This window comes from Duganella aquatilis (assembly GCF_009674565.1).
Taxonomy (GTDB): domain Bacteria; phylum Pseudomonadota; class Gammaproteobacteria; order Burkholderiales; family Burkholderiaceae_D; genus Rugamonas; species Rugamonas aquatilis.
The window spans coordinates 121440-147589 of the sequence record NZ_WKJL01000008.1 but is presented as its reverse complement, the minus strand read 5'-3'; the positions used below and the strand labels follow the sequence as shown (position 1 = coordinate 147589).

The 26150-nt window shown below is 64.6% G+C and carries 24 protein-coding genes; 13 read left to right on the top strand and 11 right to left on the bottom strand.

What is annotated here, in order from left to right; all coding sequences use genetic code 11:
- The first annotated feature begins 64 nt into the window (after positions 1–64).
- A complete protein-coding gene (locus GJ698_RS13380; RefSeq protein ID WP_154358113.1) occupies positions 65–490 on the top strand; it encodes an organic hydroperoxide resistance protein in 426 nt (141 codons plus the stop codon).
- A gap of 92 nt (positions 491–582) precedes the next feature.
- Positions 583–1035, top strand: a complete 453-nt coding sequence (locus GJ698_RS13375; protein ID WP_154358112.1) for a GNAT family N-acetyltransferase — start codon at positions 583–585, stop codon at positions 1033–1035.
- Here GJ698_RS13375 and GJ698_RS13370 read toward each other — a convergent pair.
- On the bottom strand, positions 1032–2243 hold the full coding sequence (locus tag GJ698_RS13370; RefSeq protein WP_154358111.1) for a sensor histidine kinase: 1212 nt from the start codon (positions 2241–2243) through the stop codon (positions 1032–1034). The two genes, GJ698_RS13375 and GJ698_RS13370, sit on opposite strands and share 4 nt — an antisense overlap.
- The gene (locus GJ698_RS13365; protein ID WP_154358110.1) at positions 2233–3615 is read right to left on the bottom strand and encodes a sigma-54-dependent transcriptional regulator; all 1383 of its coding nucleotides are present in this window, start codon (positions 3613–3615) and stop codon (positions 2233–2235) included. The genes GJ698_RS13370 and GJ698_RS13365 overlap by 11 nt, the downstream gene beginning before the upstream one ends.
- 168 nt (positions 3616–3783) lie before the next feature.
- Between GJ698_RS13365 and GJ698_RS13360 the strand changes: the two genes are divergently transcribed.
- Genes GJ698_RS13360 through GJ698_RS13345 form a run of 4 tightly spaced genes read left to right on the top strand, consistent with a single transcriptional unit; the run spans position 3784 to position 10594 of the window.
- The gene (locus GJ698_RS13360; protein WP_229259971.1) at positions 3784–5088 is read left to right on the top strand and encodes an efflux RND transporter periplasmic adaptor subunit; all 1305 of its coding nucleotides are present in this window, start codon (positions 3784–3786) and stop codon (positions 5086–5088) included.
- 32 nt (positions 5089–5120) lie between these two features.
- Positions 5121–5801, top strand: a complete 681-nt coding sequence (locus GJ698_RS13355; protein ID WP_154358109.1) for an ABC transporter ATP-binding protein — start codon at positions 5121–5123, stop codon at positions 5799–5801.
- Positions 5801–8191 (top strand): FtsX-like permease family protein, encoded by a 2391-nt coding sequence (locus GJ698_RS31275; protein WP_154358108.1) that lies wholly within the window; start codon positions 5801–5803, stop codon positions 8189–8191. The genes GJ698_RS13355 and GJ698_RS31275 overlap by 1 nt, the downstream gene beginning before the upstream one ends.
- A 3-nt stretch (positions 8192–8194) precedes the next feature.
- The gene (locus tag GJ698_RS13345) at positions 8195–10594 is read left to right on the top strand and encodes an ABC transporter permease (RefSeq protein WP_154358107.1); all 2400 of its coding nucleotides are present in this window, start codon (positions 8195–8197) and stop codon (positions 10592–10594) included.
- Between the two features lie 44 nt (positions 10595–10638).
- On the opposite strand, the gene GJ698_RS13340 is transcribed toward GJ698_RS13345, so the two are convergent.
- Together GJ698_RS13340 and GJ698_RS13335 are read right to left on the bottom strand one after the other, a co-directional pair.
- Positions 10639–11478 (bottom strand): FKBP-type peptidyl-prolyl cis-trans isomerase, encoded by an 840-nt coding sequence (locus GJ698_RS13340; RefSeq protein WP_229259970.1) that lies wholly within the window; start codon positions 11476–11478, stop codon positions 10639–10641.
- Between the two features lie 115 nt (positions 11479–11593).
- On the bottom strand, positions 11594–13474 hold the full coding sequence (locus GJ698_RS13335) for a potassium transporter Kup (RefSeq protein WP_154358105.1): 1881 nt from the start codon (positions 13472–13474) through the stop codon (positions 11594–11596).
- Positions 13475–13682: 208 nt separating this feature from the next.
- Here GJ698_RS13335 and rarD point away from each other — a divergent pair, with 208 nt between their 5' ends.
- The 6 genes from rarD (at position 13683) to GJ698_RS13305 (ending at position 19463) form a co-directional block, all read left to right on the top strand.
- Positions 13683–14567, top strand: a complete 885-nt coding sequence (rarD, locus tag GJ698_RS13330) for an EamA family transporter RarD (RefSeq protein ID WP_154358104.1) — start codon at positions 13683–13685, stop codon at positions 14565–14567.
- Between the two features lie 64 nt (positions 14568–14631).
- Entirely contained in the window at positions 14632–16545 is a 1914-nt protein-coding gene (locus GJ698_RS13325; RefSeq protein WP_154358103.1) for a CocE/NonD family hydrolase, read from the top strand.
- A gap of 110 nt (positions 16546–16655) precedes the next feature.
- Positions 16656–18323, top strand: coding sequence for an energy-dependent translational throttle protein EttA (gene ettA, locus GJ698_RS13320; RefSeq protein ID WP_154358102.1), 1668 nt, complete (start codon positions 16656–16658; stop codon positions 18321–18323).
- A 66-nt stretch (positions 18324–18389) separates the two neighbouring features.
- Positions 18390–18653: a hypothetical protein gene (locus tag GJ698_RS13315; protein ID WP_154358101.1), complete on the top strand. Its 264-nt coding sequence runs from the start codon at positions 18390–18392 to the stop codon at positions 18651–18653.
- Positions 18654–18744: 91 nt separating this feature from the next.
- On the top strand, positions 18745–19176 hold the full coding sequence (locus GJ698_RS13310) for a hypothetical protein (protein WP_154358100.1): 432 nt from the start codon (positions 18745–18747) through the stop codon (positions 19174–19176).
- Positions 19173–19463: a hypothetical protein gene (locus GJ698_RS13305; protein WP_154358099.1), complete on the top strand. Its 291-nt coding sequence runs from the start codon at positions 19173–19175 to the stop codon at positions 19461–19463. The genes GJ698_RS13310 and GJ698_RS13305 overlap by 4 nt, the downstream gene beginning before the upstream one ends.
- Before the next feature lie 65 nt (positions 19464–19528).
- Here GJ698_RS13305 and GJ698_RS13300 read toward each other — a convergent pair whose 3' ends face one another.
- The 3 genes from GJ698_RS13300 to GJ698_RS13290 all read right to left on the bottom strand — a co-directional run bounded on the left by GJ698_RS13300 (position 19529) and on the right by GJ698_RS13290 (position 22675).
- Positions 19529–20134 (bottom strand): outer membrane beta-barrel protein, encoded by a 606-nt coding sequence (locus tag GJ698_RS13300; RefSeq protein WP_154358098.1) that lies wholly within the window; start codon positions 20132–20134, stop codon positions 19529–19531.
- Between the two features lie 186 nt (positions 20135–20320).
- Positions 20321–21985: a methyl-accepting chemotaxis protein gene (locus GJ698_RS31270; protein WP_307766655.1), complete on the bottom strand. Its 1665-nt coding sequence runs from the start codon at positions 21983–21985 to the stop codon at positions 20321–20323.
- Positions 21986–22078: 93 nt separating this feature from the next.
- Complete coding sequence (locus tag GJ698_RS13290; protein ID WP_154358096.1) at positions 22079–22675, bottom strand: alpha-ketoglutarate-dependent dioxygenase AlkB family protein; 597 nt, start codon at positions 22673–22675, stop codon at positions 22079–22081.
- 43 nt (positions 22676–22718) lie between these two features.
- Here GJ698_RS13290 and GJ698_RS13285 point away from each other — a divergent pair, with 43 nt between their 5' ends.
- Positions 22719–23297 carry a putative pterin-binding protein gene (locus GJ698_RS13285; protein ID WP_154358095.1) on the top strand — a complete coding sequence of 193 codons (579 nt, stop codon included), beginning with the start codon at positions 22719–22721 and terminating at the stop codon, positions 23295–23297.
- Between the two features lie 100 nt (positions 23298–23397).
- On the opposite strand, the gene GJ698_RS13280 is transcribed toward GJ698_RS13285, so the two are convergent.
- From GJ698_RS13280 to GJ698_RS13265, 4 genes are all read right to left on the bottom strand, one after another.
- The gene (locus GJ698_RS13280; protein WP_154358094.1) at positions 23398–23760 is read right to left on the bottom strand and encodes a hypothetical protein; all 363 of its coding nucleotides are present in this window, start codon (positions 23758–23760) and stop codon (positions 23398–23400) included.
- A 231-nt stretch (positions 23761–23991) separates the two neighbouring features.
- Positions 23992–24819 (bottom strand): Rossmann-like and DUF2520 domain-containing protein, encoded by an 828-nt coding sequence (locus GJ698_RS13275; RefSeq protein ID WP_154358093.1) that lies wholly within the window; start codon positions 24817–24819, stop codon positions 23992–23994.
- The gene (locus tag GJ698_RS13270; RefSeq protein WP_154358092.1) at positions 24819–25391 is read right to left on the bottom strand and encodes a DUF924 family protein; all 573 of its coding nucleotides are present in this window, start codon (positions 25389–25391) and stop codon (positions 24819–24821) included. Before GJ698_RS13270 ends, GJ698_RS13275 begins: the two co-directional genes overlap by 1 nt.
- Positions 25392–25402: 11 nt before the next feature.
- Positions 25403–26149, bottom strand: a complete 747-nt coding sequence (locus GJ698_RS13265; RefSeq protein WP_154358091.1) for an MgtC/SapB family protein — start codon at positions 26147–26149, stop codon at positions 25403–25405.
- Position 26150: the final 1 nt, after the last annotated feature.

The following is a 26150-nucleotide window of genomic DNA, read 5'->3' as shown; positions in this document are numbered from 1 at the left end:
CATCGGCGCAGCAAACGGCGCAAACTGTAGTAAATTATCAAACTACTCACTGAAAGGAATTATCATGTCGATCGAAAAAGTTCTGTACACCGCACACGCTAAAACCACCGGCGGCCGCGAAGGCCAATCCGCTTCGTCGGATGGTCACCTGTCCGTCAAGCTGAGCACCCCGAAAGAACTGGGCGGCGCCGGCGGCGAAGGCACCAATCCTGAGCAGCTGTTCGCTTCGGGCTACGCCGCTTGCTTCATCGGCGCCATGAAATTCGTTGGCGGCCGCGACAAGATCGCCGTGCCTGCAGACGTGTCGGTGGAAACCGCCGTCGGCATCGGCCAGATCCCTACCGGCTTCGGCATCCAGGTTGAGCACAAAATCTCCCTGCCAGGCCTGGACCGCGCAACCGCCGAAAAACTGGTGGCCGCTGCCCACATCGTCTGCCCTTACTCGAACGCCACCCGTGGCAACATCGACGTGACCCTGACCATCGTTTAATCGACCGTCAGCTGATCGCCAGGCCGGCCCTCCATGGAGGCGCCGGCCTTTTTTCACATACAATTATGTTTTGATCCCGAACGAGACAAGCAATGATTGAGTGGCACTGGCTGGCATTTGACGACATTCCCCGCAACGACTGGTACGAGGTGCTGCGCCAGCGGCAAGCGGTCTTCATCCTCGAACAAACCTGTTTGTATCCCGACATCGACGGCTGCGATCCGGTATGCCACCACTTGATGGGCTGGCGCGAGATCGACGGCCAGCGCACGCTGGTGGCTTACCTGCGCTGCGTGCCGCCGGGCGTGAAGTTCGACGAGATGTCGCTGGGCCGCGTGCTGACCACGCAGGCCGGCCGTGGCGCCGGCGTGGGCCGCGAGCTGCTGGCCAAGGCAATTCCTTTGTCCGAGAAGCTGCATCCGGGTCATGCCTTCCGCATCGGCGCGCAGGCGCACCTGGAAAAATTCTACGGCAGCTTCGGCTTCAAGACGGTGACCGAGCCGTATGACGAAGACGGCATCATGCACGTGGACATGGTGCGCTAAAACGTCAAGATGAAGCGCGCGCCGGCGCCGACCGAGCGCGCGTAACGCACGGTGCCGCCGTTGGCGTGCACCAGGTGCCGCACCATCGCCAGGCCGATGCCCCTGCCCTGCTTCTTGGTCGAGAAGAATGGCGTGAAGATGTGGGCGGCCAATGCTTCCGGCACGCCGGGGCCATTGTCCGAGACGTCGATGCGCAGGCGGCCGCCCCGGCTCAGGCGCGCACGCACCTGCGCCTGCGTCGCGGCTTCGGACGCATTTTTCAATAGATTGATCAGCGCCTGTTCCAGCTGGCCGGGATCGATCATCACTTCCAGCGACGCCGGCTCCACCGAGAAGGCCAGCTTGCCCTGCCACTGCGGTTCCAGCAGTGCGGATAACCGTTCAAACAATTCTTCCAGCAGCACGCGCTGCGGCTGCGCCTGCGCCACGGTCGACAGGCTGCGGTAGCTGCCCACGAAGTCGACCAGGCTGGCGGCGCGGCGGGCGATGGCGTCCAGCGCGGTATCCAGGTCGGCCTCGATGTCGGGCGGCAGGTTGCCGTGTGCTTCGTCCAGCAGGCCGCAGGCGGTGCGCGACAGCGAGGCCACCGGCGTCAGGGAGTTCATGATTTCGTGCGTCAGCACCTGCACCAGTTCGCGCCAGGCGTTCAGGGCTTCGGCTTCCAGTTCGCTTTCCACCGGCATCAGCGCGGCCAGGCGTTGCGACGCGCCTTGCAGCGTGAGCGCGGAGACGGCGACCAGCGCGCGTTCGGCGCCGCGTTCGGTGTCGAAGCTGACCAGCTGGCGTTGACCGACCGGCTGCGCGGCCAGCAGCTGGTGCAGGTCTTGCGGTGCGATGGCGCGGCCGGGCGCCAGCAGGCGGCGCGCGCTGGCGTTGAGCGGCGCCACCGCGCCGGCGCCGGCCGCGTGTTCGATGCGGAACAGGGCGATCGGGGCGTGTTCGAGACGGGCTTCCAGCGACAACAAGGCGTCTGTCGGCAGCGATGTTTCATGGGCGGCGGCAGGGATGTTTTCCATGCGCGGCGCGCGCGGCGTCAGGCGGCGCAGGCATTGCCACAGCAGCGTGGCGGGTGCCAGGGCAAGCAGCGCGCACAGCACCATGCGGCGCGGTTCGGGCGTTAGCGACAGCAGGTCGGCGGCAGCGGATAGCGCCATCAGGCCAGTCACGCCGGCCGCCACGCCCCACTTGAGCGCACGTTCAGATGCCATGCTTGCCCAGCTTGCGGTACAAGGCGGCGCGGCTGATGCCCAATGTTTTGGCGGCATGGCTGATATTGCCGTTGAATTGCGCCAGCGTGGCGGCGATGGCGGCGCGTTCGATGGCGTCCAGCGTGGCGTCGGTGGCCGGCGCGGCGGCAGCGGCGCGATCAACGCTCTCGCCGCCCGAGACTTCCGCGTGCGGCGGATAGCCGAGCGGCGCGGCCGGCGCGGTGGCGAGGCCGAAATCGGCCACCGCGTATTCTGCGCCCTGGCCGAGGATGACGGCGCGCTCGCACGCGTGGCGCAGCGCGCGCACATTGCCCGGCCAGTCATGCCGCGTCAGCGCGTCCATCGCGACGGCGGCCACTTCGCGCGACGGCCGCTGGTACTGGCTCTCGTACATTTTCAGATAATGCGCCAGCAGCAGCGGCACATCCTCGCGCCGCTCGCGCAACGGCGGCACGCGGATCACGATGGTATTCAGCCGGAACAGCAAGTCTGCGCGGAACACCGAGGGATCGAACAGGCGCGCCTCGTCCAGATTGGTGGCGCTGATGATGCGCACATCGATCGCCTCCGGCTTGTCCGCACCAATCGGCGTGACTTCGCGCCGTTCCAGCGCCGTCAGCAGCTTGGCCTGCGCCGCCAGCGGCATATTGCCGATTTCGTCCAAAAACAGCGAACCGCCGCGCGCCGCCTGGAAGCGCCCCGCCCGGTCGGACCTGGCGTCCGTGAACGAACCTCTGCGGTGGCCGAACAACTCGCTCTCGAACGTCGATTCGGGCAGGGCGCCCATGTCCACCGCCAGCATGGTGCCGGCCGCGCGGCGCGACGCCGCATGAATCGCCCGCGCCACCAGTTCCTTGCCGACGCCGTTCTCGCCCAGCACCATCACATTGGCCTCGGTAGGCGCCACGCTGGCGATCAGCGCCTTCAGCTCGCGCATGGCGCGCGACTCGCCCATCAACTCCGGCGAACCGGCGGCGGCGCCATGCACCGCCTGGCGCCGCGCCAGCGCCTGGTCCACCGCCGCGATCAAGCGCGCGTTGTCCCACGGCTTGGTGATGAAATCGCCGGCGCCGCGCTTCAGCGCTTCCACCGCCAGCGGCACGTCGGCATAGGCGGTCATGGCGATCACCGCCGGCGGACGCGCCTGGGTGCGCAGAACGTCCATCAGCGCCAGCCCTTCGGCGCCGTTGATGCGGCCCGGCGTGAAGTTCAGATCGAGCAGCACCACGTCCGGCACGCCGCGCGCCAGCAGCGCCGGCAAGCCCGCCGGATCGGACAAGGTGGCCACCTGGCCATAGCGTCGGCGCAGCAGCAGCTGGGCGGCAGTGGCGACGTCGGCATCGTCATCGAGGATCAGAATATAGGCAGTCATGCAGGCATTCTAGCAGCCGCCAAAGCGCTGTAAATGGCCACTCCGGGGGGCTGTCCACTTGCGAACAGCGCGCGGTGTCCGGAAATGAACACCTGCAGGCCATTTGCGTCCGCAGGCAGCCAGAAACAGGCCTTTCCGGCATGGCACAGGGTTTGCTGTAAGGCCGGTATGCATATCAAAAAAAAATTTGAAGCCGCCGCTACTCCCCTCCCCGCCAGCGGCATTGCGATGGATACCGTCGTTCCGCGCCGGCGCGGCAGGCGTATCGCCATCATCGCCGCCGCCGTGGTCGCGGTAGCGGCCACCGCCTGGACGCTGTGGTCGTGGATGCCGCGCGGCCTGCAAATCGACGGCGCCGACCTGCGCATCGGCCAGGCCGCGCGCGGCGTGTTTGTCGACGAGATCATCGTGCGCGCCAATGCCGAACCGCTCAACGCCGTGATACTCGACGCGGTGGAATCGGGCCGCGTGGAGGAAGTGTTCGCCGCCGACGGCGCACTGGTGAAAAAAGGCCAGCTGCTGTTCCGCATCTCCAACCCGCAGCGCAACCTGGAGCTGCTGGCGCGCCAGTATGAACATTCGGTCAGCGTCTTCAACCTGTCCAACTTGCGGGTCGCGCAGGAATCCAGCGCCAGCGACCACCAGCGCCGCCTGGACGACCTGCAATTCGCGCTGGACCAGGTGCGCAAGCAGCACGCGCGCAACGTACGCCTGGCGGCGCAGGGCTTTATCTCCACCGCTTCGCTGGAAGAGTCGGAAGACAAGGTCACGCAGCAGGAGCGCATCCTCCAGCAGGAGCAGCGCGCCAACGTGGCGGAAAGCCGCGTGCGCCAGAGCGCCGAGCAGCAGCTGGAAAGTTCGATCCAGGGCCTGAACTCCGGTTTGAAGCTGGTCTCCGCCACCGTCGATGCGCTGGCCGTGCGCGCGCCGGTCGAGGGCCGGCTGACCAACTTCCGGCTGCAGGTGGGCGAATCCATCGCCACCGGCAAAAACATCGGCCGCATCGACGATCCAGCGCGCTTCAAGCTGTCCGCCAGTGTGGATGAGTATTACCTGAACCGCATGGCGGTCGGCCGCCACGGCAGCGTGCAGCAGGATGGCCGCACCTACGGCGCCGACATCCGCACCATCTACCCGCAGATCAAGGATGGCCGCTTCACCGTGGAGCTGGTGTTCACCAATGGCCAGCCGCCGGTGCTCAATCCCGGCCAGAGCCTGGACGCTCGCATCACCCTCGGCGAGCCGGCGCCGGCGCTGCTGCTGCCCAACGGCGCCTTCATCAACGATAGCGGCGGCGCCTGGGTCTATGTGGTCGACGCCAGCGGCCGCAACGCCCAGCGCCGCGCGGTGCGCACGGGCCGCCGCAACAACAGCCAGATCGAAGTGCTGGAAGGCCTGAGCCCAGGCGACAAGGTCATCCTGTCCAGCTACGCGGCCTATGGAAATTCACCACGCCTGCAAATTACGCAGTAACCTCTCACTACCTCACCATAAGGCACACGCACATGCTCAAACTCGTCGGCGTCAGCAAAGTTCACCAAGCGGGAGAAATCCAGACCACGGCCCTGGACCGCATCGACCTGGAAATTGAAGCGGGCGAATACGTCGCCATCACCGGCCCTTCCGGCTGCGGAAAATCGACCATGCTGGGCATCCTCGGCCTGCTGGACGTGCCGACGCGCGGCGAATACTGGTTCGAAGGCCAGAACATCGCCGGCTGGAGCGAGGCGCAGCTGAACAAGCTGCGGCGCGGCCGCATCGGCTTCATCTTCCAGAGCTTCAACCTGATCGAAGAACTGACGGTATTCGAAAACGTCGAACTGGCGCTGGAATACAACGGCACGCCGGCGCGCGAACGGCGCGAGCGCGTCACCGCGATGCTCGACAAGCTGGGGGTCGGCCACCGCGCCGGCCACCGTCCTTCGCAGCTGTCCGGCGGCCAGCAGCAGCGCGTGGCGATCGCGCGCGCGCTGGTGTCCGGCCCCGCCGTGCTGCTGGCCGATGAACCGACCGGTAACCTGGACAGCGCCCACGGCGATGAAGTCATGCGCCTGCTGCGCGACATCAACGCCGAAGGCACGACGGTGGTCATGGTGACCCACTCGCCCGACCACGCGGCGCAGGCCTCGCGCACCCTGAACCTGCTGGACGGCCGCGTGATGGTCGATGCGCTGCAGGCAGCGTGATGCTGCGCGATTTCCGCATCGGCTGGCGGCTGCTGTTGCAGCAGCCGGCCTACTCGCTGGTGGTCACCGGCGGCCTGGCGGTCGGCTTTGCCGCCTGCTTCCTGCTGTTCGGCTACGTGGCTTTCTGCCTCAACTACAACAGCAGTATCCCGGACAACGACCGCGTCTTCGTGGTCAAGCAGCGCATCAATGTCTTCGCGCGCCCGGATTGGCAACTGCGCGCGTCCCTGCCGTTGCGCGACATTGCGCTCAACAGCGGCATGGTGAGCGAGGCCGCCTTCATCAAGAACATTGATACGCCGCTGCGCACCGGCACCGAACTGCACGCGCTGCCGCTGTTCGCGGTGGATCCTGCTTTCCGTGACATCTTCGGCATTCAGGCATTGGCGGGTGACGTGGCTGCCGCGCTGGCGCAGCCGGACGGCCTGGCACTGACGCAGAGCGGCGCGGCCAAGCTGTTTGGCGCCGAAGCGGCCCTGGGCCGCAGCGTCCATATCAAGGACACGACCTTGCAGGTGCGCGCCGTGTTGCCCGATCCACCGGCCAACAGCACCCAGCAATACGAGGCGCTGGTCGGCACCCACAGCAGCGCATGGGAGGAACGCGACACCGCCGCCGACAAATGGCTCACTGGCATTCTCTACCTGAAACTCAAACCCGGCGCCGCCAGCGACGGCGTGACGGCGCAACTGCAGGCGGCCATAGAAGGCTCTCCGCTCAACCAGCGCGTCAAGAATGGCGCCATGGGCAGGAGCCTGAACGGGCGTAATGTCTCGGACATCCGCATGCAGTCGCTGCGCGCCGCCTACTTCGACGAGGACATGGCGGCCAGCCGCGCCGGCGACAGCTACGGCAGCAGCAACAGCGTATTCGGACTGGCGGCGGGCGGCTTGCTGATCCTGCTGCTGGCGGCGATCAATTACGTCAACCTGGCGACCGTGCGCACATTGCGCCGCCAGCGCGAGATCGGCCTGCGCAAGCTGCTGGGCGCCACCACCGGACAGCTGGTACGCCAGTTCCTCAGCGAGGCGGTGCTGACCGCCATGCTGTCGGCCGTCGTCGGCCTGATGCTGGCCTGGCTGCTGCTGCCGGTGTTCTCCGACCTGGTGAACCGCCGGCTGGATGGCATATTCACGCCGTTGAGCTGCCTGATCGCACTGGCCTTCAGCATCGTCATCGGCATGGCCGCCGGCGCCTATCCGGCATGGCTGGCGCAGCATGCACGTCCGGCCAGCGCCCTGGCGGGACGCGGCAACAGCGAGGCCGTCGCCGGCCTGTGGCTGCGCCGCGTGCTGACGGTGCTGCAATTCGGCAGCGCGATGGCGCTCAGCGCCGGCACGCTGGCCGTCGGCTGGCAAACCTGGTATGCCAGCCATGCGTCGCCCGGCTTCGACCCGGCGAATCTGCTGGTGCTGGACCTGCCGGATGATAGCCTCGGCAAACCGGCGATGGACGCCATGCTGGAACAACTACGCCGCCTGCCTGGCGTGCAGGGCGTGGCCACCATCTCGGAAGCCGTCGGACGCGATGGCCTGAAGCTGATGAACCTGGTCGCCACCCGCGACGGTGGCGAGATTCCGCTGGAGGCCAAGTTCGTCAGCCCCGGCTGGCTCGGGGTGAGCCGCCTGACCCCGGTTTTCGGCCAGGGCTTCAATCCCCAACTGGATCCGCACGACGACAAGGACAGCGGCGGCGTGATGCTCAATGCCGCCGGCGCCGCCGCGCTGGGCTTCGCCACGCCGCAGGAGGCGGTGGGCGCCATCCTGCCACAGGGATTCCGCATCATCGGCATTGTGCCGGACATCCGTTTCCAGGGCTTGCGCGCGCCAGCCAAGGCGCTGATCTACCGTGTGCGTCCCGGCTCCGTGGCGATGGTACGCACATCTTCCTCGCTGGAGCAGGCTTACGCCATGATCGATCCGCTGTGGCGCCGCAACTTCCCCAACGCGATCATGCAAATGACCACGCAGGAAGCGGTGCTGGCCGAGCGCTATGCGGACGACGCCCGGCTGATGCGCATCCTTGGCATCACCAGCGCCACAGCGATTGCGCTGGCGGCGTTCGGCATCTACGTGCTGTCGGCCTACAGCGTGCAGCGCAGCCGGCGCGAGATCGTGCTGCGCAAGCTGCACGGCGCCAGCAGCAAGGACATCGCGCTGATGCTGGCGCGGGAATTCTCGGTGCTGGTCGGCATTGGCGCGGTGATTGGTTTGCCGCTGGCGGCGGTGGCCACCCAGCGCTATCTGGCCACCTATACCGAACACGCGCCGGTCGCCGGCTGGACGCTGGCGGCGGCGCTGCTGCTGGCGGCGCTGGTCGCACTGCTGGCCACCACCCGTCACACGCTGACGGCCATGCGCATGTCGCCGGTGCTTGCCCTCCAGGAGTAATCCATGATGAACTTCCGCGTCGGCTGGCGTTTGCTGTTGCGCCACCCGTTCAATACCGCCGTCGAACTGCTCGGCCTCGCGGCCGGTTTCGCGGTGTGCTTTGTGCTGGTGGGCTTTGTGTACTACTCCTTCAGCTACGACCGCGACGTGCCGCAGCGCGAACGCGTATTCGTCATCAAGCACCGGCTGAACTTCATCCCGCAACCGCAGTGGATGGAGTACACGCCGTTTGCCATGCGCGAGGTGGCGCTGCATAGCGGCCTGCCGTTGCAGGCGAGCGTCTGGTGGCCCAGCAAGGCAGTGCTGAACCAGGGCGGCGCGCTGCGCGAGATCGACATCACCGCGGTCGATCCGGTATTCGAGCAGATCGCCGGGCTGCGCGCGCTGCAAGGCGACCTGCGGCAGGCGCTGGCCGCGCCCGACGGCCTGGCGCTGACGCAGAAGGCTGCGCTGCAACTGCTGGGCACCAGCAAGGCGCTGGGCCGCACCGTGGTCGTCAACCAGCAAACGTTGCAGGTACGCGCCATTCTGCCGGACCGGCCGTCCAACAGCACCATGCAGTTCGGCGCGCTGGTCGGCATCGGCAGCACGCTGTGGCCGGAAAAGGAAAGGCAGCAGGTGCTGTCCAACTGGATGGGCATCGCCGGCCGCATTTACGTCAAGACCGACGCCAACCCGCAAGCGCTGCAAAAAGTGCTGCAGGACGTGATCGACAAGGCGCCGTGGGATAACCTGGCCACGCCGGAGATGAAGGCGGCGCTGGCCAAACGCAAGATGGTCGATATCGGCCTCGGTCCGCTGGCCGACGCCTATTTTGACCGCACGGTCGCCAACACCATGGGCACGGGCCCGCGCGGCGACATGCGCATGGTGCTGGCGCTGGGCCTGGCCGGTTTGCTGATCCTGCTGCTGGCGGTGGTCAACCACATCAACCTGGCGACGGTACGCACCTTGCGCCGCCAGCGCGAGATCGCCATGCGCCGCGTGCTGGGCGCCACCACGCGCCAGCTGCTGGTGCAGTTCATGGCGGAGGCCACGCTGCTGTCCACCGCCGCCGCCGCACTGGGCCTGCTGCTGGCGTGGCTGCTGCTGCCGCTGGCGTCGGAGCTGCTGCAACGTCCGCTGGATGGCGTGTTCACGCCGTCGACCGTGTGCGCCGGCCTGCTGGGCGGTGCGCTGGTGGGTGGGGTGTCGGGCTGGTATCCCGGCTGGCTGGCGCATGGCGTCGACATGCGCGCCACGCTGGCGCAGCGCAGCGGGGAAACGGCCAGCGGCGCCTGGCTGCGGCGCGCGCTGACCGCCTTGCAATTCGCCGCCGCCATCGGCATGGGCAGCATTGCGCTGGCGATCCTGTGGCAGACCCGGTTTGCCGCGTCGGCCTCCCCCGGCTTCGATCCGGCGCCGCTGCTGACGGCGGAAATGCCGGTCGGCGTCAACGATCCGGCCGGCCGCGCCTTCCGCGACGCGCTGGCGCAGCTGCCCGGCGTGGCCGGCGTGGCCGACAGCCGCGACCTGCCGGGCCGCGACGACCATACCGGCACGCGCGGCAGCACCACCGTCAAGCGCAACGACGGCACCGACGCCGGCATCTCGGTACACTGGGTAGGCGCTTCGTTCTTCCAGGTGTACGGCCTGCCCTCGCTGGCCGGACGCCTGTTCGATCCACGCATCGACCAGGCCGGGGTTCAAGGCGAGGAAGGCGTGATGCTCAACCAGGCGGCGGTGCGCGCTTTGGGCTGGGCCTCGGCCAGCGAAGCGGTGGGTCAGCGCATCAACGGCACCCGGATGCGGATAGTCGGCGTGGCGCCGGACCTGCGTTGGGAGACGCTGCGCGATCCGGTGCAGCCGACCATGTATTCGCTGGCGGCCGACAGTCGGCTGCTGACGGCGCGCGTGCAGGGACGGCCGGAGGCGCTGGAACCGGCCGTGATGGCGCTGTGGCAGCGTTACTTCCCGCTGCAGCCGCCAGTGGTACGGCGCGCTTCCAGCTACTATGCGCAGGCTTATGTGGACGATGTGCGGCTGGCCCATTTGCTGGCCTGCGCCACGGCGGTGGTGCTGGTGCTGGCGGCTTTCGGGGTGTATGTGCTGGCGGCGCACAGCGTCCAGCGGCGCGCGCGCGAGATCGTGCTGCGCAAGCTGCATGGCGCCGGCCGCGCGGCGATTGCGGTGCTGGTCGGCCGCGAGTTCCTGCTGCTGACGGCGGTGGCGGCCCTGATCGCGCTGCCGCCGGCCTGGCTGGCGATTGCGCGCTATCTGGCGCCGTTCGCCGAACGTTCGCCGCTGGGGCCATGGGCGCCGATGGCGGCGCTGGCCTGCGCGCTGGGCGTGGTGGCTGTAGCCACCGCGCGCCATACCTGGTCGGCGATGCGCATCGCGCCGGCGCGGGCGCTGCGGGAATAAAAAAAAGGCAGCCCGCGGGCTGCCTTTTTTGTTGCACGATCCGCTTACTGGATCGAGATCAGCGTGATATCGAATACCAGCGTCGAATTGGCTGGAATACTCGTCTGCGCGACGGCGCCATAACCCAGGGCCGGCGGGATGATCACGGTACGCGTACCGCCAACCTTCATGCCGATGATGCCGGTGTTGAAGCCGGTGATAGTGCCAGTGCCGCCAACAGCCACCGTCAGCGGCGTTGTAGCGCTCTGGTTATTGTCAAACGAGGTGCCCTTGAAGTTGCTGCGGGTACCGTCATACAGCCAGCCGGTGTAGCGCACAGTCACGGTCTGGCCGTTGACCACCGCAGTGCCGGTGCCGACGACCAGGTCGGTCGTGGTCAGCACGGTTGGCGCAGGCTGGTTGGGAATGGTGACCTGCGGGCTGACGAAGACCATCTCGAAGTCATACACCAGCGGCGCATTGGCGGTGATGGCGGCGTAGGTGATGCCGTTGATGGTCTGCGCCTCGCGGGTATTCGCGCCGTAAGCCAGGTTGGCCGGCAGGATGGCGGTGCGCTTGGTGCCCGCCTGCATGCCCAGCAGCGACTGGTCCCAGCCGGCCAGCATTGCCCCAACGCCCACCGTGGCGGTGTAGGTGGAGCCCAGGTCGACCGAGCTTTCAATCTTGGCGCCCTTGAAGTCGGACTTGGTCGAGTCGTACAGGTAGCCGGTGTACTTGAAGGTCACCAGGTCGCCCGCCGCCGCCGCGCGGCCGGTGCCGGTGGCGGTTTCGGTCAGCTTGTAGGCCGGCTGGACCACCACAGGGGTGATCGGGGTTTTGTCTCCGCCGCCACCGCAGGCGGTCAAGACCGCTGCGCAGACCGCAGCGGCGATAAATTGCAACATCGCTTTCATATTTACCTTTGATGGAATTCGTGTGTTTCGGTAGTCCCGGCGCAGAAGTTTAGCAGACGACGCCACTTCCACTCCCGGCACTACATTCAGTTACATTATTTTGTATTCAAATTTCCACTTGCGTGCCAAGTTCAATCACGCGGTTTGGCGGAATCTGGTAGTAGTCGGCGGCGCCGCGCGCATTGCGCGACATCGCCACAAACAGGTGCTCGCGCCAGGTCGCCATGCCCGAGCCAGGTGCCGAAATCACGGTCTGGCGGGCGATGAAGAACGAGGTCTCCATCATCTCGAACGGCAGGCCCAGGCACTCGCACAACGCCAGCACCTTCGGAATATCCGGTTCGTCCTTGAAGCCGTAGTAGACGTTCAGCTGGTAGCACTGATGGCCCAGGTCGGTGACCTTGACCTGTTCGTCTTCCGGCACCCACGGTTCCTCGACCACGTGCACGGTGAAGAACACCACGCGCTCGTGCAGCACCTTGTTGTGCGACAGATTATGCAACAGCGCGTGCGGCACGCCGTCGCTCTCGCCGCGCAGGAAGATGGCGGTGCCGTAGACGCGCGTCGGCGGCGCCACGAACAGCGAGGACAGGAAGTCTTCCAGCGGGATCGCGTGCTTTTGCAGGTTTTCAAACACCAGCTCGCGGCCGCGCTTCCAGGTCAGCATCACGGTGAACAAAATCGCGCCCAACAGCAGCGGGAACCAGCCGCCGTGGAACAGCTTGAGCGTGCTGGCCGAGAACAGCACGATGTCGATGACGATGAAGAAGCCGGTGGCGCCAAAGCACAGCCACAGCGGGAAATGCCAGCGGTAGCGGATCACGAAGAAGGTCAGGAAGGTGGTGGCCAGCATGGTGGCGGTAACCGCGATGCCGTAGGCGCCGGCCAGCTTGTCCGAGGAGCCGAAGCCCACCACCGCCAGCAGCACCACGCCCAGTTGCAGCCAGTTGACCGCCGGGATGTAGATCTGGCCGATTTCGGTGGCCGAGGTATGCAGGATGCGCATGCGCGGCAGCAGGCCCAGCGCGATGGCCTGCTTGGTCATCGAGAAGGTGCCGGAAATGGTGGCCTGCGAGGCGATCACCGCCGCCATGGTCGACAGCACCACCAGCGGGTAGACGCTCCACTCGCCCAGCTGGTGGAAGAAGGGATTGGTCACCGCGTCCGGACGGGTCAGCAGCAGCGCGCCCTGTCCCAGGTAGTTCAGCGCCAGCGCCGGGAACACCACCAGGAACCAGGCGGCGCGGATCGGTTTCTTGCCGAAGTGGCCCATGTCGGCGTACAGCGCCTCGGCGCCGGTCAGCGACAGCACCACCGCGCCCAGCGCGACGAAGGCGATCATGCGGTTTTCATACATGAAGCGCAGCGCGTGATACGGGTTCAGCGCGTACAGGATCTGCGGCGCCTCGACGATGTTGACCAGGCCCATGACGGCCAGCGCGGCAAACCACACCACCATGATCGGGCCGAAAAAGCGGCCGATGCCGGCGGTGCCGTGGCGCTGCATCGCGTACAGCGTGATCAGCACGACGATGGTCAGCGGCACGATGTACTGTTCCAGGCCGGTGGCGGCCACTTCCAGACCCTCGATTGCGCCCAGCACCGAGATGGCCGGGGTGATCACGCTGTCGCCGTAGAACATGGTGGCGCCGAACACGCCGAGCAGCATCAGCGGGTAGTGCCAGCCGTGCGCCACCTTGCTGACCGAATTGAGCGCCAGCGCCATCAGCGCCATGATGCCGCCCTCGCCGCGGTTGTCCGCGCGCAGCACCAGGGTGACGTATTTGAGCGACACAATCAGCGTCAGGCCCCAGAAAATCAGCGAAATGATGCCCAGCAGATTGCCTTCGCTCAGCGCCAGGCCGTGCTCGGGATCGAAGATGGTTTTGAGGGTGTAGAGAGGGCTGGTACCGATGTCGCCATAGACGATGCCGACAGCCGCCAGCGTGAGTGCCGCGAGACTGCTTTTCTTGTGTTGCTCGGTCAAGATTGCACCTGTTGTTGTTTTGGTGCATTGCACAATAGGTGATGACTACACAAAAGGCAAGGAGATTTTGGCATACGGAAGCGTTCCAAATGATCAATACCGAGAGTGTACGCCGCCCGGGACGCCAGCGCGAGCGTGGCCGTCAGCGGAGCGCGTAAAGATGGGAGATAATGTCAGACCGTCCACATCTTTTGGCAGATTCGCCCCAATGAATTCAGGAATTCTGTACGCCACCTTCGCGTTCTTTTGCTGGGGCTTGTTCCCGCTGTACTTCCACGCCATCGGCGAGGTGCCGCCGCAGGAAATCCTGGCGCACCGCATGCTGTGGTCGTTGCTATTCCTGGTGATCGTACTGACCGTGCGGCGGCAGTGGCAGTGGCTGCCGGCGGTGCTGCGCCAGCCGCGCATCCTGGCCAGCTTCGTCGCCAGCGCCGTGCTGCTGACCGCCAACTGGTTCATTTACATCTGGTCGGTCAACAATGGCCACGTCATCGACGCCAGCCTGGGGTATTTCATCAATCCGCTGATCAATGTGCTGCTGGGCGTGCTGGTGCTGAAGGAAAAGCTGCGCCGCGGCCAGTGGATCGCCATGGCGGTGGCGGCCAGCGGCGTGGCCTGGCTGACCTGGCAGGCCGGCCAGCTGCCGTGGATTGCCTTAATTTTAGGCATCACCTTCGGCGGCTACGGCCTGCTGCGCAAGACGGCGGCCCTGGCCGCGCTGGAAGGCCTGTCGCTGGAAACCATGATGCTGTTCCCGCTGGCGCTGGTGTATGTGCTGTGGCTGGGCTGGCACGGCCAGAACACCTTCGTCAACACGCCATACGACAGCACGCGCTGGCTGCTGGCGGCGGCCGGGCCGATCACGGCGATTCCGCTGCTGCTGTTCGCCGCCGGCGCGCGCAAGATTCCGATGGCGGTGCTGGGCCTGATTCAATACCTGTCGCCGACCATGCAGGCGCTGCTGGGCGTATGGGTCTTCCATGAAGCGTTCTCGTCCGAACGGCTGGTCGGTTTCCTGATCATCTGGGCGGCGCTGCTGCTATACGTGGTGGAGGGATGGTGGATCAGCCGGCGCCAGGCTGCTGCCGCCTGACGCCGCTTCAGCTACAATCGATTGGATTTTTCCTCGGCTCACTTTTTTTGAAGGGTAGCGGCACATGCGACATCATCTCCTCCCTGTATTCCTTGCCAGCGCACTGGCGGCATCGGCAGCATCGGCGCAACAAGCGCCCGACGCTTCCATGATCCAACTCGGCAGCGATATCCCGGCCAAATGGAAAGCGCCCGAAGGCGCCTACAACTTTGTCCGGCACGAGGTGATGATACCGATGCGCGACGGCGTCAAGCTGCACACGGTGATCCTGGTGCCGAACGGCGCCGCCAGCCTGCCGATGCTGCTGGAACGCACCCCTTACGACGCCGATGGCTTCGCGCAAAAAGGCATCCTGAACATGCGCGACGCCGTACGCTCGGCCAACCGCGAGTGGGTCGACGACGGCTACATCCTGGTGTACCAGGACATCCGCGGCAAGTACGGCTCGGAAGGCAAGTACGTGATGACACGTCCGCCGATCGGCGCGCTGAACCCGACCAAGACCGACGACACCACTGACGCCTACGACACCATCGACTGGCTGGTGAAGAACGTCAAGGAAAGCAACCAGCGCGTGGGCATGATCGGTTCGTCGTATGACGGCTGGACCGTGACCATGGCCCTGCTCGGCCCGCACCCGGCACTGAAAGTGGCTGCGCCGGAAAGCCCGATGATCGACGGCTGGATGGGCGACGACTGGTTCCACTACGGCGCCTTCCGCCAGGTCAACCTCGACTACTTCAGCGGCCAGACCAGCAAGACCGGCAAGGGCGACAAGGTGCCGCGCGTGGGCGTGGACGACTACCAGAACTTCCTCGACGCCGGCACCGCCGGCAACTGGGCCAAGCAGAACGGCTTCGACCAGCTGGGCTTCTGGAAACGCCTGTCGGAACACCCGTCCTACGACGCCTTCTGGCAGGGCCAGGCGCTGGACAAATTCGTCGCCGCCAAGCCGTCGAGCGTGCCGACCATGTGGCTGCAGGGCCTGTGGGACCAGGAAGACATGTACGGCGCCATCATCACCTGGGAAGCGCTGAAGGCCAAGGGCAAGGCCGGCAACAACCACCTGGTGATGGGTCCGTGGTATCACAGCCAGGTGAACGGCTCGGCCGAGCGCCTGGGCCCGTTCAAGTGGAAAGGCGACGCGTCGGCCGACTTCCGCAAGGACACCCTGATCCCCTTCTTCAACACCTACCTGAAGGACCAGAAGCCGGCTGAAGCGCTGCCGCCGGTGCTGATCTACAACGCCTCGGAAAACCGCTGGGACAAGTTCGCCGACTGGCCGGGCGCCACCACGCTGACGCCGCTGTACCTGCAGGCCGACAGCGGCCTGGGCTTCAAGGCCGCCGCCGCCGGCGAGGACAGCTATGTCTCCGATCCGGCCAAGCCGGTGCCGTTCCTGGCGCCGCCGATGAGCTTTGGCGACCGTTCGCGCTGGACCACCTGGCTGCTGCAGGACCAGCGCGCGCTGACCACCCGCACCGACGTGCTGTCGTACAAGACGCCGGTGCTGACCGAGGCGGTCACCGTGCAGGGCGCGCCGTATGCCGACATCTACGCCAAAACCACCGGCACCGACGGCGATTTCGTCGTCAAGCTGATCGACGTCTACCCGCCGACCGTGGCCGAGCAGCCGGAAATGGGCGGCTACGAGCTGCCGGTGAGCATGGACATCTTCCGCGGCCGCTACCGCGAGAGCTTCGAGCATCCGTCGGCGATTCCGGCCGGCGCGGTGCAGCAGTACAAGTTCCGCCTGCCGACCGTGAACTACGTGTTCAAGCCGGGCCACCGCATCATGGTGCAGATCCAGTCGACGCTGTTCCCGCTGTACGACCGCAATCCGCAAACCTATGTGCCGAATATCTTCTTCGCCAAACCTGAAGATTTCAAGAAAGCCACCATCTCGGTACAACACGGTACGGCCGGCGCCAGCGCCGTGCTGCTGCCGGTGGTGCCGGCCAGCACCGCCGTCAAATAAACCGGCGCACAGGCCGGCAAAGCGCGCCGCTCCGCATGGCGGCGCGCCTATAATGCACGCCATCGCCTGTAAAATTAGTTATTGTTTATTTTTTTTAGAAAGCCTCAGTAATGGCCAATTACGTCTACACCATGAACCGCGTGGGCAAAATCGTCCCGCCCAAGCGCCAGATCCTGAAAGATATTTCGCTGTCCTTCTTCCCGGGCGCCAAGATCGGCGTGCTGGGCCTGAACGGTTCCGGCAAGTCCACCCTGCTGAAAATCATGGCAGGCATCGACACCGACATCCAGGGCGAAGCGCGTCCGATGCCGGGCCTGAACATCGGCTACCTGCCGCAGGAACCGCAGCTGGATCCGGAAAAAACCGTGCGCCAGGAAGTGGAATCGGGCCTGGGCGAAGCGTTTGAGGCGCAAGCCAAGCTGGACGCCGTGTACGCCGCCTACGCCGAGGAAGACGCCGACTTCGACGCGCTGGCCGCCGAGCAGGCGCGCCTGGAGGCCATCATCTCGTCGTCCGACGGCGGCAACCTGAACCTGCAACTGGAAATGGCGGCCGACGCGCTGCGCCTGCCGCCATGGGACGCCAAGGTCGGCATCCTGTCCGGCGGCGAGAAGCGCCGCGTGGCGCTGTGCAAGCTGCTGCTGTCGAAGCCGGACATGCTGCTGCTCGACGAACCGACCAATCACCTGGATGCGGAATCGGTGGAATGGCTGGAGCAGTTCCTGCTGCGCTTCCCGGGCACCGTGGTCGGCATCACCCACGATCGCTACTTCCTGGACAATGCGGCCGAGTGGATCCTGGAACTGGACCGAGGCCATGGCATTCCATGGAAAGGCAATTACTCGTCGTGGCTGGACCAGAAGCAGGACCGCCTGAAGCAGGAAGAAGCCACCGAATCGGCGCGCCAGCGCGCGCTGCAAAAAGAACTGGAATGGTCGCGCCAGAATCCGAAGGCGCGCCAGGCCAAGTCGAAGGCCCGTCTGGCCCGCTTCAACGAGCTGAGCGAGTATGAATACCAGAAGCGCAACGAAACCCAGGAGATCTTCATTCCCGTGGCCGAGCGCCTGGGCAACGAAGTGATCGAATTCAAGAACGTGTCCAAGGGCTTCGGCGACCGCCTGCTGCTGGACAATGTGTCCTTCACGATTCCGCCGGGCGCCATCGTCGGCATCATCGGCCCGAACGGCGCCGGTAAATCGACGCTGTTCAAGATGATTGCTGGCCTGGATCAGCCGGACAGCGGCGAAGTGGTGATCGGCAAGACCGCGAAAATCTCGCTGGTCGACCAGAGCCGCGACAAGCTGGCCGATGCCAAGACCGTGTTTGAAGACGTGTCGGGCGGCGCAGACGTGCTCAGCGTAGGCCGCTTCGAAATGCCATCGCGCGCCTACCTGGGCCGTTTCAACTTCAAGGGCGGGGACCAGCAGAAGATCGTCGGCAACCTGTCCGGTGGTGAGCGCGGCCGCCTGCACCTGGCCAAGACCTTGCTCAAGGGCGGCAACGTCTTGCTGCTGGATGAACCGTCGAATGACCTGGACGTGGAAACCCTGCGCGCGCTGGAAGATGCGTTGCTGGAATTCGCCGGCTCGGTGATGGTGATCTCCCACGATCGCTGGTTCCTGGACCGTATCGCGACGCACATCCTGGCGTTCGAAGGCAACTCGCAAGTCACCTTCTTCGACGGCAACTACCAGGAGTACGAAGCCGACAAGAAGAAACGCCTGGGTGAAGAAGGCGCCAAGCCAAAACGCATCCGCTACAAGCCGCTGACGAACTAAACGTCGACGCAGCAAACCTCGAAAGCCGGCAACGGTTTTCGAGGTTTTTTTACTTTAGAGACCGCCATGTTTCGAAAAATCTTCATCGCGCTAGTCTTCATCAACTTCTTCAGCCTGTTTGCCAGTTCGATACTACTCGGCGGCGACGGACTCAACGGCAAGCAGGTCGACGGCCACTTCTTCCTCGGCAGCCACGGCAAATACACCGAGGTCAGCGAAGCGGTCTACACCTACAGCCGAATCCACGGCATTTCGCTGTTCATCATGGTCGGCATCGTCCTGATCATGCACCTGATCGACCGTGAAACAAAAAACCGGCCCCCACGCTGAACAGGCACCGTCCACGTCTTTGCGACACCACAAGCTGCGCGCTTTCCAACTCACCAGAATGGTATTCCTGACCTGGCTTAGGAACGTCAACATGGAACCCCGCTCTCTTGGAACGCAAGTCACGCAATTTGAGGAACGCAGTAGAATTGAATTCACTGAAATCGGATGGAACTTACTTTCCAATAAGACCACTGAGTTTTACGCGAGTCTCTACGCCGAAACCAGACGAGAATGTGTGATGCGCTCGGAAGGCTTGGCGACGAACCTTTATAGCGAAGTTGATGTAGAGCGCGCGGCATTGCGCTTGGATTTTCAACGTTTCGTTTCGCGCAGGCGTACTCAAAGTTTTTTTCGACTTGGCACGATGACCGGTAGCCTTCTAAGCGGCATTTTCGGAAACTGGGCATTTTCCGATATCAACAATGGGCATCCCTCTATGCTTCCTTGGTGCCTGCTCATTTTTTCCGTCGTCTTGACGACGGCTCTCTATCATCTTCAGGTGTTGAGGGAAATTGAACCATGAGTCCGAAATTCAAAAACAGCTTTCTCATTCTTCAAAAGCTGCATCAACTCTCTGGCGGCGTCGCTGAACACCACTATGCTGATATTTTTGAAGTAGGCAGAGAATTGAGGATGAACGAGCTTGCAACGCTTGATACGTTTATTTATCTGCAGCGCGAACGTTTGGTGAAATGGGGAACCCTCGGGGGAGTAGCGTCCATTACTCAACAAGGCATCCGGGAAATTGAGGGCGCGATGGCCGGCAAGCGTACTGCATATTTTCCACAAGATATTGCTGACACGGTATAAAACAAAGGGCCGGGCCCGCATTGGCAGGACCGGCCCTTGTTACTTGACGAGACTACGCGGCGCGCTTAGAAGTTGTAGCGCAGGCCGGCGGTGACGGCGCCGGCTTTGCGGCCGGTATCGATGTCAGCCTTGCCGTAGTTTTCATACTCCAGCGAGACCTTCACGTTTTTGTTGATGGCGTACTCGCCCCCCACCGAGGCGTACAGCGCGGTTTTGTTGTCGCTGCCGCTCACCGAGGCGATGCCCGAGGTGGTCACTTCGTTGTGGTTGCGGGCCACACCCAGTTTGCCGAACACGGCGAAGTCGCGGGCCACAGGCCAGGTGCCTTTGCCAGCCACGTAGTACGAGTGGGCGTCGGTGTTCAGGCCGCCGGCGGCGCCGCCCTGGGTGTAGTTGTAGCTGCGTTTGCCGAAGTCGGTGTAACCGGCTTCCACGGCCCAGGTGCTGTCGATGTTGTAGCCACCGTAGATTTTACCGGCCGCCTTGGTGCCGCTGTGGTTGTCGCCACTGACGGCGCCAGCGCCGGCATTGTCGAAGCTGTAACGGCTGCCCACGACGCCCGCACCGATGTAGCCGGTGCCTGCGGCATCTTGCGTGTTCGATTGAGCATAAGCGGCGGAACCACCCAGGGCGGCTGCGGAAGCGACTAAAGCAAAGATAATTTTTTTCATGATTTTGATCTTTCAGCAAAATGGTTGAAGCGGACTTGCTTGGGATCGCAGTTGCTATTGAATTGCGATGTATCCAAGATAGCACTCCAGCCAACCATCGTCACGGCCGAATTAGTAAGAAGTGTGACGAGATGTAAGCCAAACGATCATTGGGAAATTTCAAGATCTGCCAAACTTAAGGATAGCTTAAAATTCCTCCCAATCCGTTGCCGATTGTTTAACAACGGGCTTGCGCGGCGCCGGTCTGGGCAACTTCAGCGCCGGTTTTGGCGCGACGCGCGGCACCGGCCGGGCTGCTGAACCCTGCTCGACACGGAAAACGCTTACAAGTTCGGCCAGTTTGCGGGCCTGATCCTGCATCGCTTCCGACGCCGCCGCCGATTCCTCCACCAGGGCGGCGTTTTGCTGCGTCACCTGATCCATCTGCACGATGGCCTGGTTGATCTGCTCGATGCCGGTGGTCTGCTCGCTGCTGGCGGCCTGGATGTCCGCCATGATGTCGGCCACGCGCTGGATGCTGGCGACGATTTCCCGCATCGTCACGCCCGCCTCGTCCACCTGGCGCGCGCCATCGCCCACCTTGCTGACCGACTCATCGATGAGCTGCTTGATTTCCTTGGCCGCCGTGGCCGAACGCTGCGCCAGCGTCCGCACCTCCGACGCCACTACCGCAAAGCCGCGTCCCTGCTCGCCGGCCCGCGCCGCCTCCACCGCCGCATTCAGGGCCAGGATATTGGTCTGGAAGGCGATGCCGTCGATCACGCCGATGATGTCGGCAATCTTGCTGGACGATGCGTTGATCGCGCCCATGGTGCCTATCACCTCGTCCACCACCACGCCGCCGCGCTGCGCCACGCTGGAGGCCGAGCGCGCCAGCTCGGTGGCCTGACGCGCGTGGTCGGCGTTGGCCTTGACGGTCGAGGTCAGTTCCTCCATCGACGACGCGGTTTGTTCCAGCGCGCCAGCCTGCTCTTCGGTGCGCGCCGACAAGTCCTGCGTACCGCTGGCGATCTGCGCCGACGCAGTGGCAATGGTGTCCGTGCCGTTGCGCACCTGGCCGACGATGCCGCCCAGGCTATCGCGCATGGATTTCATCGCGAACAGCACGCTGCGGTTGTCGTTCTGCCGCAGGTCGACGTCCACCGTCAGGTCGCCGTCAGCAATCTTGCCCGCCACCTGGGCCACGTCACCCGGTTCGCCGCCCAGCTGGCGCGTCAGCGCGCGGGTGATCAGCGCCCCCAGCGCCAGACCGGCCACCAGGCTGCCCACAACCAGCGCGATCATCAGCGTCAGGCTGAAGTGGTACAGCGCGCTGGTGGCGGCGGCCTTTTCGGCCGCGCGCTTTTCCTTCAGGTCCGTCATGCCGTCCAGCAGCAGGTCCAGATTGTCGGCCTGGGCCCTGGCCAGGGTGTGGGCGCGCGTGGCTTCTTCGGATCGCGTCGCCAGCGGCTCGCGGGCCGCCACGTCCAGCGCGGCGGCGATCACGCGCCGGTATTCCTGGGCCGGCGCCACATAGTCGCGCAGCATTTTCTGTCCGGCTTCGGAAACGAACAGCGGCTTGGCCTTGGCCAGGTAGTCGTCCATCACGTCCAGGTATTTCATGACGTCGGCCTTGACCTTGGCGCGCTCCTCGCCGGAGGTGGCGGCCAGGAAGGTGGTGCGGGCGCGGCCCGCGTAGATCAGGTTGATGTTGGCTTCCTTGATGTAGGAAAGCCCGACCAGGTCTTCCCGGTACATGGCATCGGCTGCGGTGTTCAGCCGGCTCATGCTGATGATGCCAATGCAGGCGACGATGGCGCCGATCACCGCCACCAGCGTGAAGCCAATGATGAGTTTGGTACCGACTTTCATGTTGCTAAGCATAGGTCCTCCCAAGTGAAGAGAACTACGATAGCAGCCCGCACCGCGTCTGGCTGTTGCTAATCTAACCGTGCGCAGCCCGGTTCAGACGATCATGCGGAAGGTCAGGTTGATGCGCGGTCCGCGCGGCGTGCGTTCCTTGTTGATGCCGTGCAGCCAGTGCTGCTGCAAGGCACCGGCCATCAGCAGCAGACAGCCATCGCCCAGCGCCAGCTTGATGGTCTTGGGCAAGGTGCGGTGCTTGAGGGTGAAGGTGCGCGGCGCGCCGAAGCTGACCGAGGCCACCGCCGGGTCCGGCCCCAGTTCGCGCTCGTCGTCGGCGTGGAAGCCCATGCTGTCGCGCTCGTCGCGGTAGTAGTTGAGCAGCACGCTGTTGAAGCGCCGTCCCGTTTCACGTTCGACCGCCTGCTTGATGTGCAGTTGCAAAGGCGTGAACGGCAGCGGATCAAAGGTTTTGCCGGAATAACGGTAGCGGGCCTCGCCATGCCAGGCCGACAGTCGCGGCTGCATGTGCAATTTGCCCCAGACCTGGATTTCTTCCGCCCGCCATTCGGTCTCGGCCTGCAAACGGCGCATCACCTCGTCCGGCGCCAGGTCCAGCGCCAGCCGTTGCTGGAACCATAGTTCGCCATCATCGATCGGGATGGCCTGGAGGGTGGTGTCATCGGCAAATAAGTCCATGCACGGTATGATACCGGCACTACGCATTCGAGGAGTTCTCCGCATGAAGAAACGCCAGTTCCTGGGCACGGCCGCGCTGGCCGGCCTGTCCGCCGCCGCCTTGCCGGCACGCGCCGCCGCAGCAGCCGGCCCGACGCTGCTGACCGTCACCGGCGCCATCGGCAAGCCGAATCGCGGCAAGCTCGATCCGGCGCGCGATGTGATGATGGCCAAGCAGAAAATCAGCTTCGAGCAGGCGCACGCGTTCGATTACGCGGCGCTGACGGCGCTGCCGGCGGTCAGCATCAAGCCGACGCTGGAATACGACGCCAAACCGCACACGCTGCGCGGCCCGCTGCTGCTGGACGTGGTGCAGGCGGCCGGCGCGAAACTGGGCGACGACACCAAACTGATCTTGCGGGCGGTGGATGGCTATGCGGCGGCCGTGACGGTGGCGCAGGCGCGCGAGCAGCGCTGGATCGTCGCCACCCAGATGGATGGCGCACCGATGGCGCTGGGCGGGCTGGGCCCGTTATGGGCGCTGTGCGATGCGGATAAAGTGCCCGAGCTGGCCGCCCTCCCGCTGGCGGGACGTTTCGGCGGCGCGCCCTGGGCGCTTTACCATATCGAAGTGGCGCCATAGAGATTGTTTCAAAATGGCCGCAGCGAGGCGCGGCGACGAAGACAGTGCAGCTGCACGGCAAGGAGCCGGAACGAAGCTGCGGTCTTTTTGAAACGATCTCTTAGGCGTAGGCTTCGGCCAGGCTCATTACACGTGGCGCGATGGTGATGCCGATACCGCCGAACAGCGCAGTAATGGCCGCCATATTGGCTTCCAGCTCTTCGGCCTTCCAGCCTTCGAACAGGTCGGTGCCGGCTTTCTGGAAGTGCAGGTCCAGCACCTTGCCGCGGTCCTTGTGCGTATAGCCGCCGCTGTAGGTTTGCTTGAAGCCGAGCGCGGCCAGTTGCGCCAGCACTTCGGTGGGAGGATTGTCCGGATCGGTTGCCACGAACACGCCAAAGGTCTTGCCTGGCGGTTTAGCGGCGATGTCTACGTCGTAAATCCCAGGCGCTTTCGTGACGGTCGTACTCTTCAGAAATAACATGTTCTACCCCTACTATCCAAATTTAGCGCCGGTTAGCTTGCAGATTGATTCTTATAGAAAACATTCTAAGAAACAAGCTTATTGCTAATCGTGCGGTTTGTCGACTGATCCCGCACTTATTTTGTGAATTCGTGGCATTACAACTGCAAGCCACTTGTCCCGGACAAAGGGCGCAACTACCTGAAATATAGTTGTTAAGTAGTAATTTGCAAGGAGATACGCGAGGAAGCCCTATTTCTGCTGTTTTCTGCGCGCCAAGTCGGTGGTTGGCGCAACCAGCGCCTGATACAACGCTCCGGTGTCCGCATCCCACTGGCTGACGGCCTGCTGCTGGCGCGCCACGGTGGCCAGGTCGCCGCGCGCGATGGGACCGCTCAATGCGGCGGCCGCGCCCAGCCGGAACACATTCGCCATCGATTCGGCGGCCAGCGGCTGCGCCAGCTGGCGCGCCACCGCCTCCGGAATACCGGCAGCCTGGTAGGCACGCAAGGCGGCGTCCAGGACGGTGACCAGGTAATTGCTCGCGAAGACCGCCGCCGCGTGATACACGGTCTTGGCGGCAGCATCGATCGGCACCGGTTGCGCGCCGATCGCCTGCAGCGCCGGCATCAGCACCGCCAGCGCGCCGGCGTCGCCTTCGATGCCGCAAAAAGTGCCTGAAAATTGTGCAGCCACCGCGGCCGGATCGGCAAAGCTGCGGATCGGATGCACGCTGGCCACCAGCGCGCCGGCGTCGCGCGCGGCCTGCAGTTTGTCGGACGCCAGCGCGCCGCTGCAATGGAACACGATGCTGCCCGCCAGCGGCACGGCGCGCGCCAGCGCCTCGCAGGCCGGAACGATCTGGTCGTCGCCCACCGCCAGCACGTGCACGGCCGCCGCCTGCAGCTGATCGCAGGCGCGGATCGCACTGCCGGCGCCGATGAAGTCCACCGCCTGCTGCGCCGAGTCCTGCGACCGCGTCAGCACCTGCCCGATCTGGAACACGCCATGCTGCGCGAACAGCCGCCCGAACACGCGGCCCACATGGCCTGCGCCGATCAGATTCAAAGCGGAAGCCATCAGAACCTCGATCCGGGCTGCTTGAGAAATTCCACCTCGGCCGGCGTCGATGCGCGCTTGAGGATCTCGTTACGGTGCGGGAAGCGGCCGAAACGCCGGATCACGTTGTGGTGACGCTTGGCGTAATCCAGCATGCCGGCGATGCCCTTGTCGCCCGGCTCCGCCTCGGCCAGGCGCGTGAACATCGCCACCGCCTGTTCCTGCATGGCGATATCCTCCGCGTGCTCCAGCGGCATGTAGACAAAGGCGCGCTCGAATGGCGCCAGCTGCTGGTCCTCGCCGGCGTCGATCATGTCCAGCGCCGCCTGCAAGGCCTGGTGGTCGCCGGCAAACGCCAGCGGCGTGTCGCGGTAGACGTTGCGGCAGAACTGGTCCAGCACCAGGATGCGCGCCAGCGCCGCGCGCGGACCTTCAGCATCCCACTGATGCAGGCCGCCTTCCAGCGCCTGCTCGATCTCGGCGCCGAAGCGCTGGGCGATTTCGCGGTCGAAGGCGTCGTCCTTCTGGAACCACTCGCGGCGCGGCGCGCCGGTGAACCAGAAATCGAAGATGGCTTGGGCTTGTGCGTTCATGGCGTGCTTCTTCAGTTACGTGCGTGGGTCAGCTGGAAGCTGTGGATGCCTTCAAATTCGGCCAGTTCCGCCGACAGCACCGACATCGGCGCGCCACTGCGCTTGCTGAAGGCAATGGCGACGAAGCGCCATTCCTGCATGCCGCTGTCGCAGCCGATCATCAGCGAGCCGCCGGCGATTTCGTAGCCGCGCTGCGCGGCCATCGCCCGCAGCGCCTGTTCCTGCGGCTTGTAGCCGGTCCTGAAGCGCATGGTGATGGCGATGGCGTGGCGCGACGGCAGCCAGGCTTCCACCTTGGTCAGGAAAATCATCGAGCAGGCGCACAGCAAGGCCAGGCCCATGGCCCCCATGTAGAAGCCGACGCCCACCATCACGCCGATCACCGACGAAGCCCAGATCGACGCCGCCGTGGTCAGGCCGCTGATGTTGAAGCCCTCGCGCATGATGACGCCGGCGCCAAGAAAGCCGATGCCGGTGACGATGCCCTGCACGATGCGCGTCGGATCGGAGCTGACCAGGTACTGCGACACGTGGCCGCCGAACCAGTGCGACGGATAGCCGCCGATCACGGTCAACGCAGCGGAGGCCATGCACACCAGGCCATAGGTGCGCATGCCGGCGGCGCGGCCATGATACGAACGCTCATAGCCCACCATCAGCCCAAGCAGCAGGGCGCCCAGCAAATTCAGCAAAATCACCAGGTTGGTGGCGAGTTCGGACTGCGACCAGTAAGCCGTGAGGAAGTCGATGGGGGGCATG

What these genes read in the sequence shown, in the direction of transcription:
- GJ698_RS13290 (WP_154358096.1), bottom strand. Translation starts at nt 22,675, where the DNA reads ATGGACTTATTTGCCGATGACACCACCCTCCAGGCCATCCCGATCGAT.
- GJ698_RS13280 (WP_154358094.1), bottom strand. Translation starts at nt 23,760, where the DNA reads ATGTTATTTCTGAAGAGTACGACCGTCACGAAAGCGCCTGGGATTTAC.
- GJ698_RS13360 (WP_229259971.1), top strand. Translation starts at nt 3,784, where the DNA reads ATGCATATCAAAAAAAAATTTGAAGCCGCCGCTACTCCCCTCCCCGCC.
- GJ698_RS13285 (WP_154358095.1), top strand. Translation starts at nt 22,719, where the DNA reads ATGAAGAAACGCCAGTTCCTGGGCACGGCCGCGCTGGCCGGCCTGTCC.
- GJ698_RS13365 (WP_154358110.1), bottom strand. Translation starts at nt 3,615, where the DNA reads ATGACTGCCTATATTCTGATCCTCGATGACGATGCCGACGTCGCCACT.
- GJ698_RS13275 (WP_154358093.1), bottom strand. Translation starts at nt 24,819, where the DNA reads ATGGCTTCCGCTTTGAATCTGATCGGCGCAGGCCATGTGGGCCGCGTG.
- GJ698_RS13380 (WP_154358113.1), top strand. Translation starts at nt 65, where the DNA reads ATGTCGATCGAAAAAGTTCTGTACACCGCACACGCTAAAACCACCGGC.
- GJ698_RS13355 (WP_154358109.1), top strand. Translation starts at nt 5,121, where the DNA reads ATGCTCAAACTCGTCGGCGTCAGCAAAGTTCACCAAGCGGGAGAAATC.
- GJ698_RS13305 (WP_154358099.1), top strand. Translation starts at nt 19,173, where the DNA reads ATGAGTCCGAAATTCAAAAACAGCTTTCTCATTCTTCAAAAGCTGCAT.
- GJ698_RS31275 (WP_154358108.1), top strand. Translation starts at nt 5,801, where the DNA reads ATGCTGCGCGATTTCCGCATCGGCTGGCGGCTGCTGTTGCAGCAGCCG.
- GJ698_RS13340 (WP_229259970.1), bottom strand. Translation starts at nt 11,478, where the DNA reads ATGTTGCAATTTATCGCCGCTGCGGTCTGCGCAGCGGTCTTGACCGCC.
- GJ698_RS13265 (WP_154358091.1), bottom strand. Translation starts at nt 26,149, where the DNA reads ATGCCCCCCATCGACTTCCTCACGGCTTACTGGTCGCAGTCCGAACTC.
- GJ698_RS31270 (WP_307766655.1), bottom strand. Translation starts at nt 21,985, where the DNA reads ATGAAAGTCGGTACCAAACTCATCATTGGCTTCACGCTGGTGGCGGTG.
- GJ698_RS13270 (WP_154358092.1), bottom strand. Translation starts at nt 25,391, where the DNA reads ATGAACGCACAAGCCCAAGCCATCTTCGATTTCTGGTTCACCGGCGCG.
- GJ698_RS13315 (WP_154358101.1), top strand. Translation starts at nt 18,390, where the DNA reads ATGTTTCGAAAAATCTTCATCGCGCTAGTCTTCATCAACTTCTTCAGC.
- GJ698_RS13370 (WP_154358111.1), bottom strand. Translation starts at nt 2,243, where the DNA reads ATGGCATCTGAACGTGCGCTCAAGTGGGGCGTGGCGGCCGGCGTGACT.
- GJ698_RS13300 (WP_154358098.1), bottom strand. Translation starts at nt 20,134, where the DNA reads ATGAAAAAAATTATCTTTGCTTTAGTCGCTTCCGCAGCCGCCCTGGGT.
- GJ698_RS13375 (WP_154358112.1), top strand. Translation starts at nt 583, where the DNA reads ATGATTGAGTGGCACTGGCTGGCATTTGACGACATTCCCCGCAACGAC.
- GJ698_RS13325 (WP_154358103.1), top strand. Translation starts at nt 14,632, where the DNA reads ATGCGACATCATCTCCTCCCTGTATTCCTTGCCAGCGCACTGGCGGCA.
- GJ698_RS13310 (WP_154358100.1), top strand. Translation starts at nt 18,745, where the DNA reads ATGGAACCCCGCTCTCTTGGAACGCAAGTCACGCAATTTGAGGAACGC.
- ettA (WP_154358102.1), top strand. Translation starts at nt 16,656, where the DNA reads ATGGCCAATTACGTCTACACCATGAACCGCGTGGGCAAAATCGTCCCG.
- rarD (WP_154358104.1), top strand. Translation starts at nt 13,683, where the DNA reads ATGAATTCAGGAATTCTGTACGCCACCTTCGCGTTCTTTTGCTGGGGC.
- GJ698_RS13345 (WP_154358107.1), top strand. Translation starts at nt 8,195, where the DNA reads ATGATGAACTTCCGCGTCGGCTGGCGTTTGCTGTTGCGCCACCCGTTC.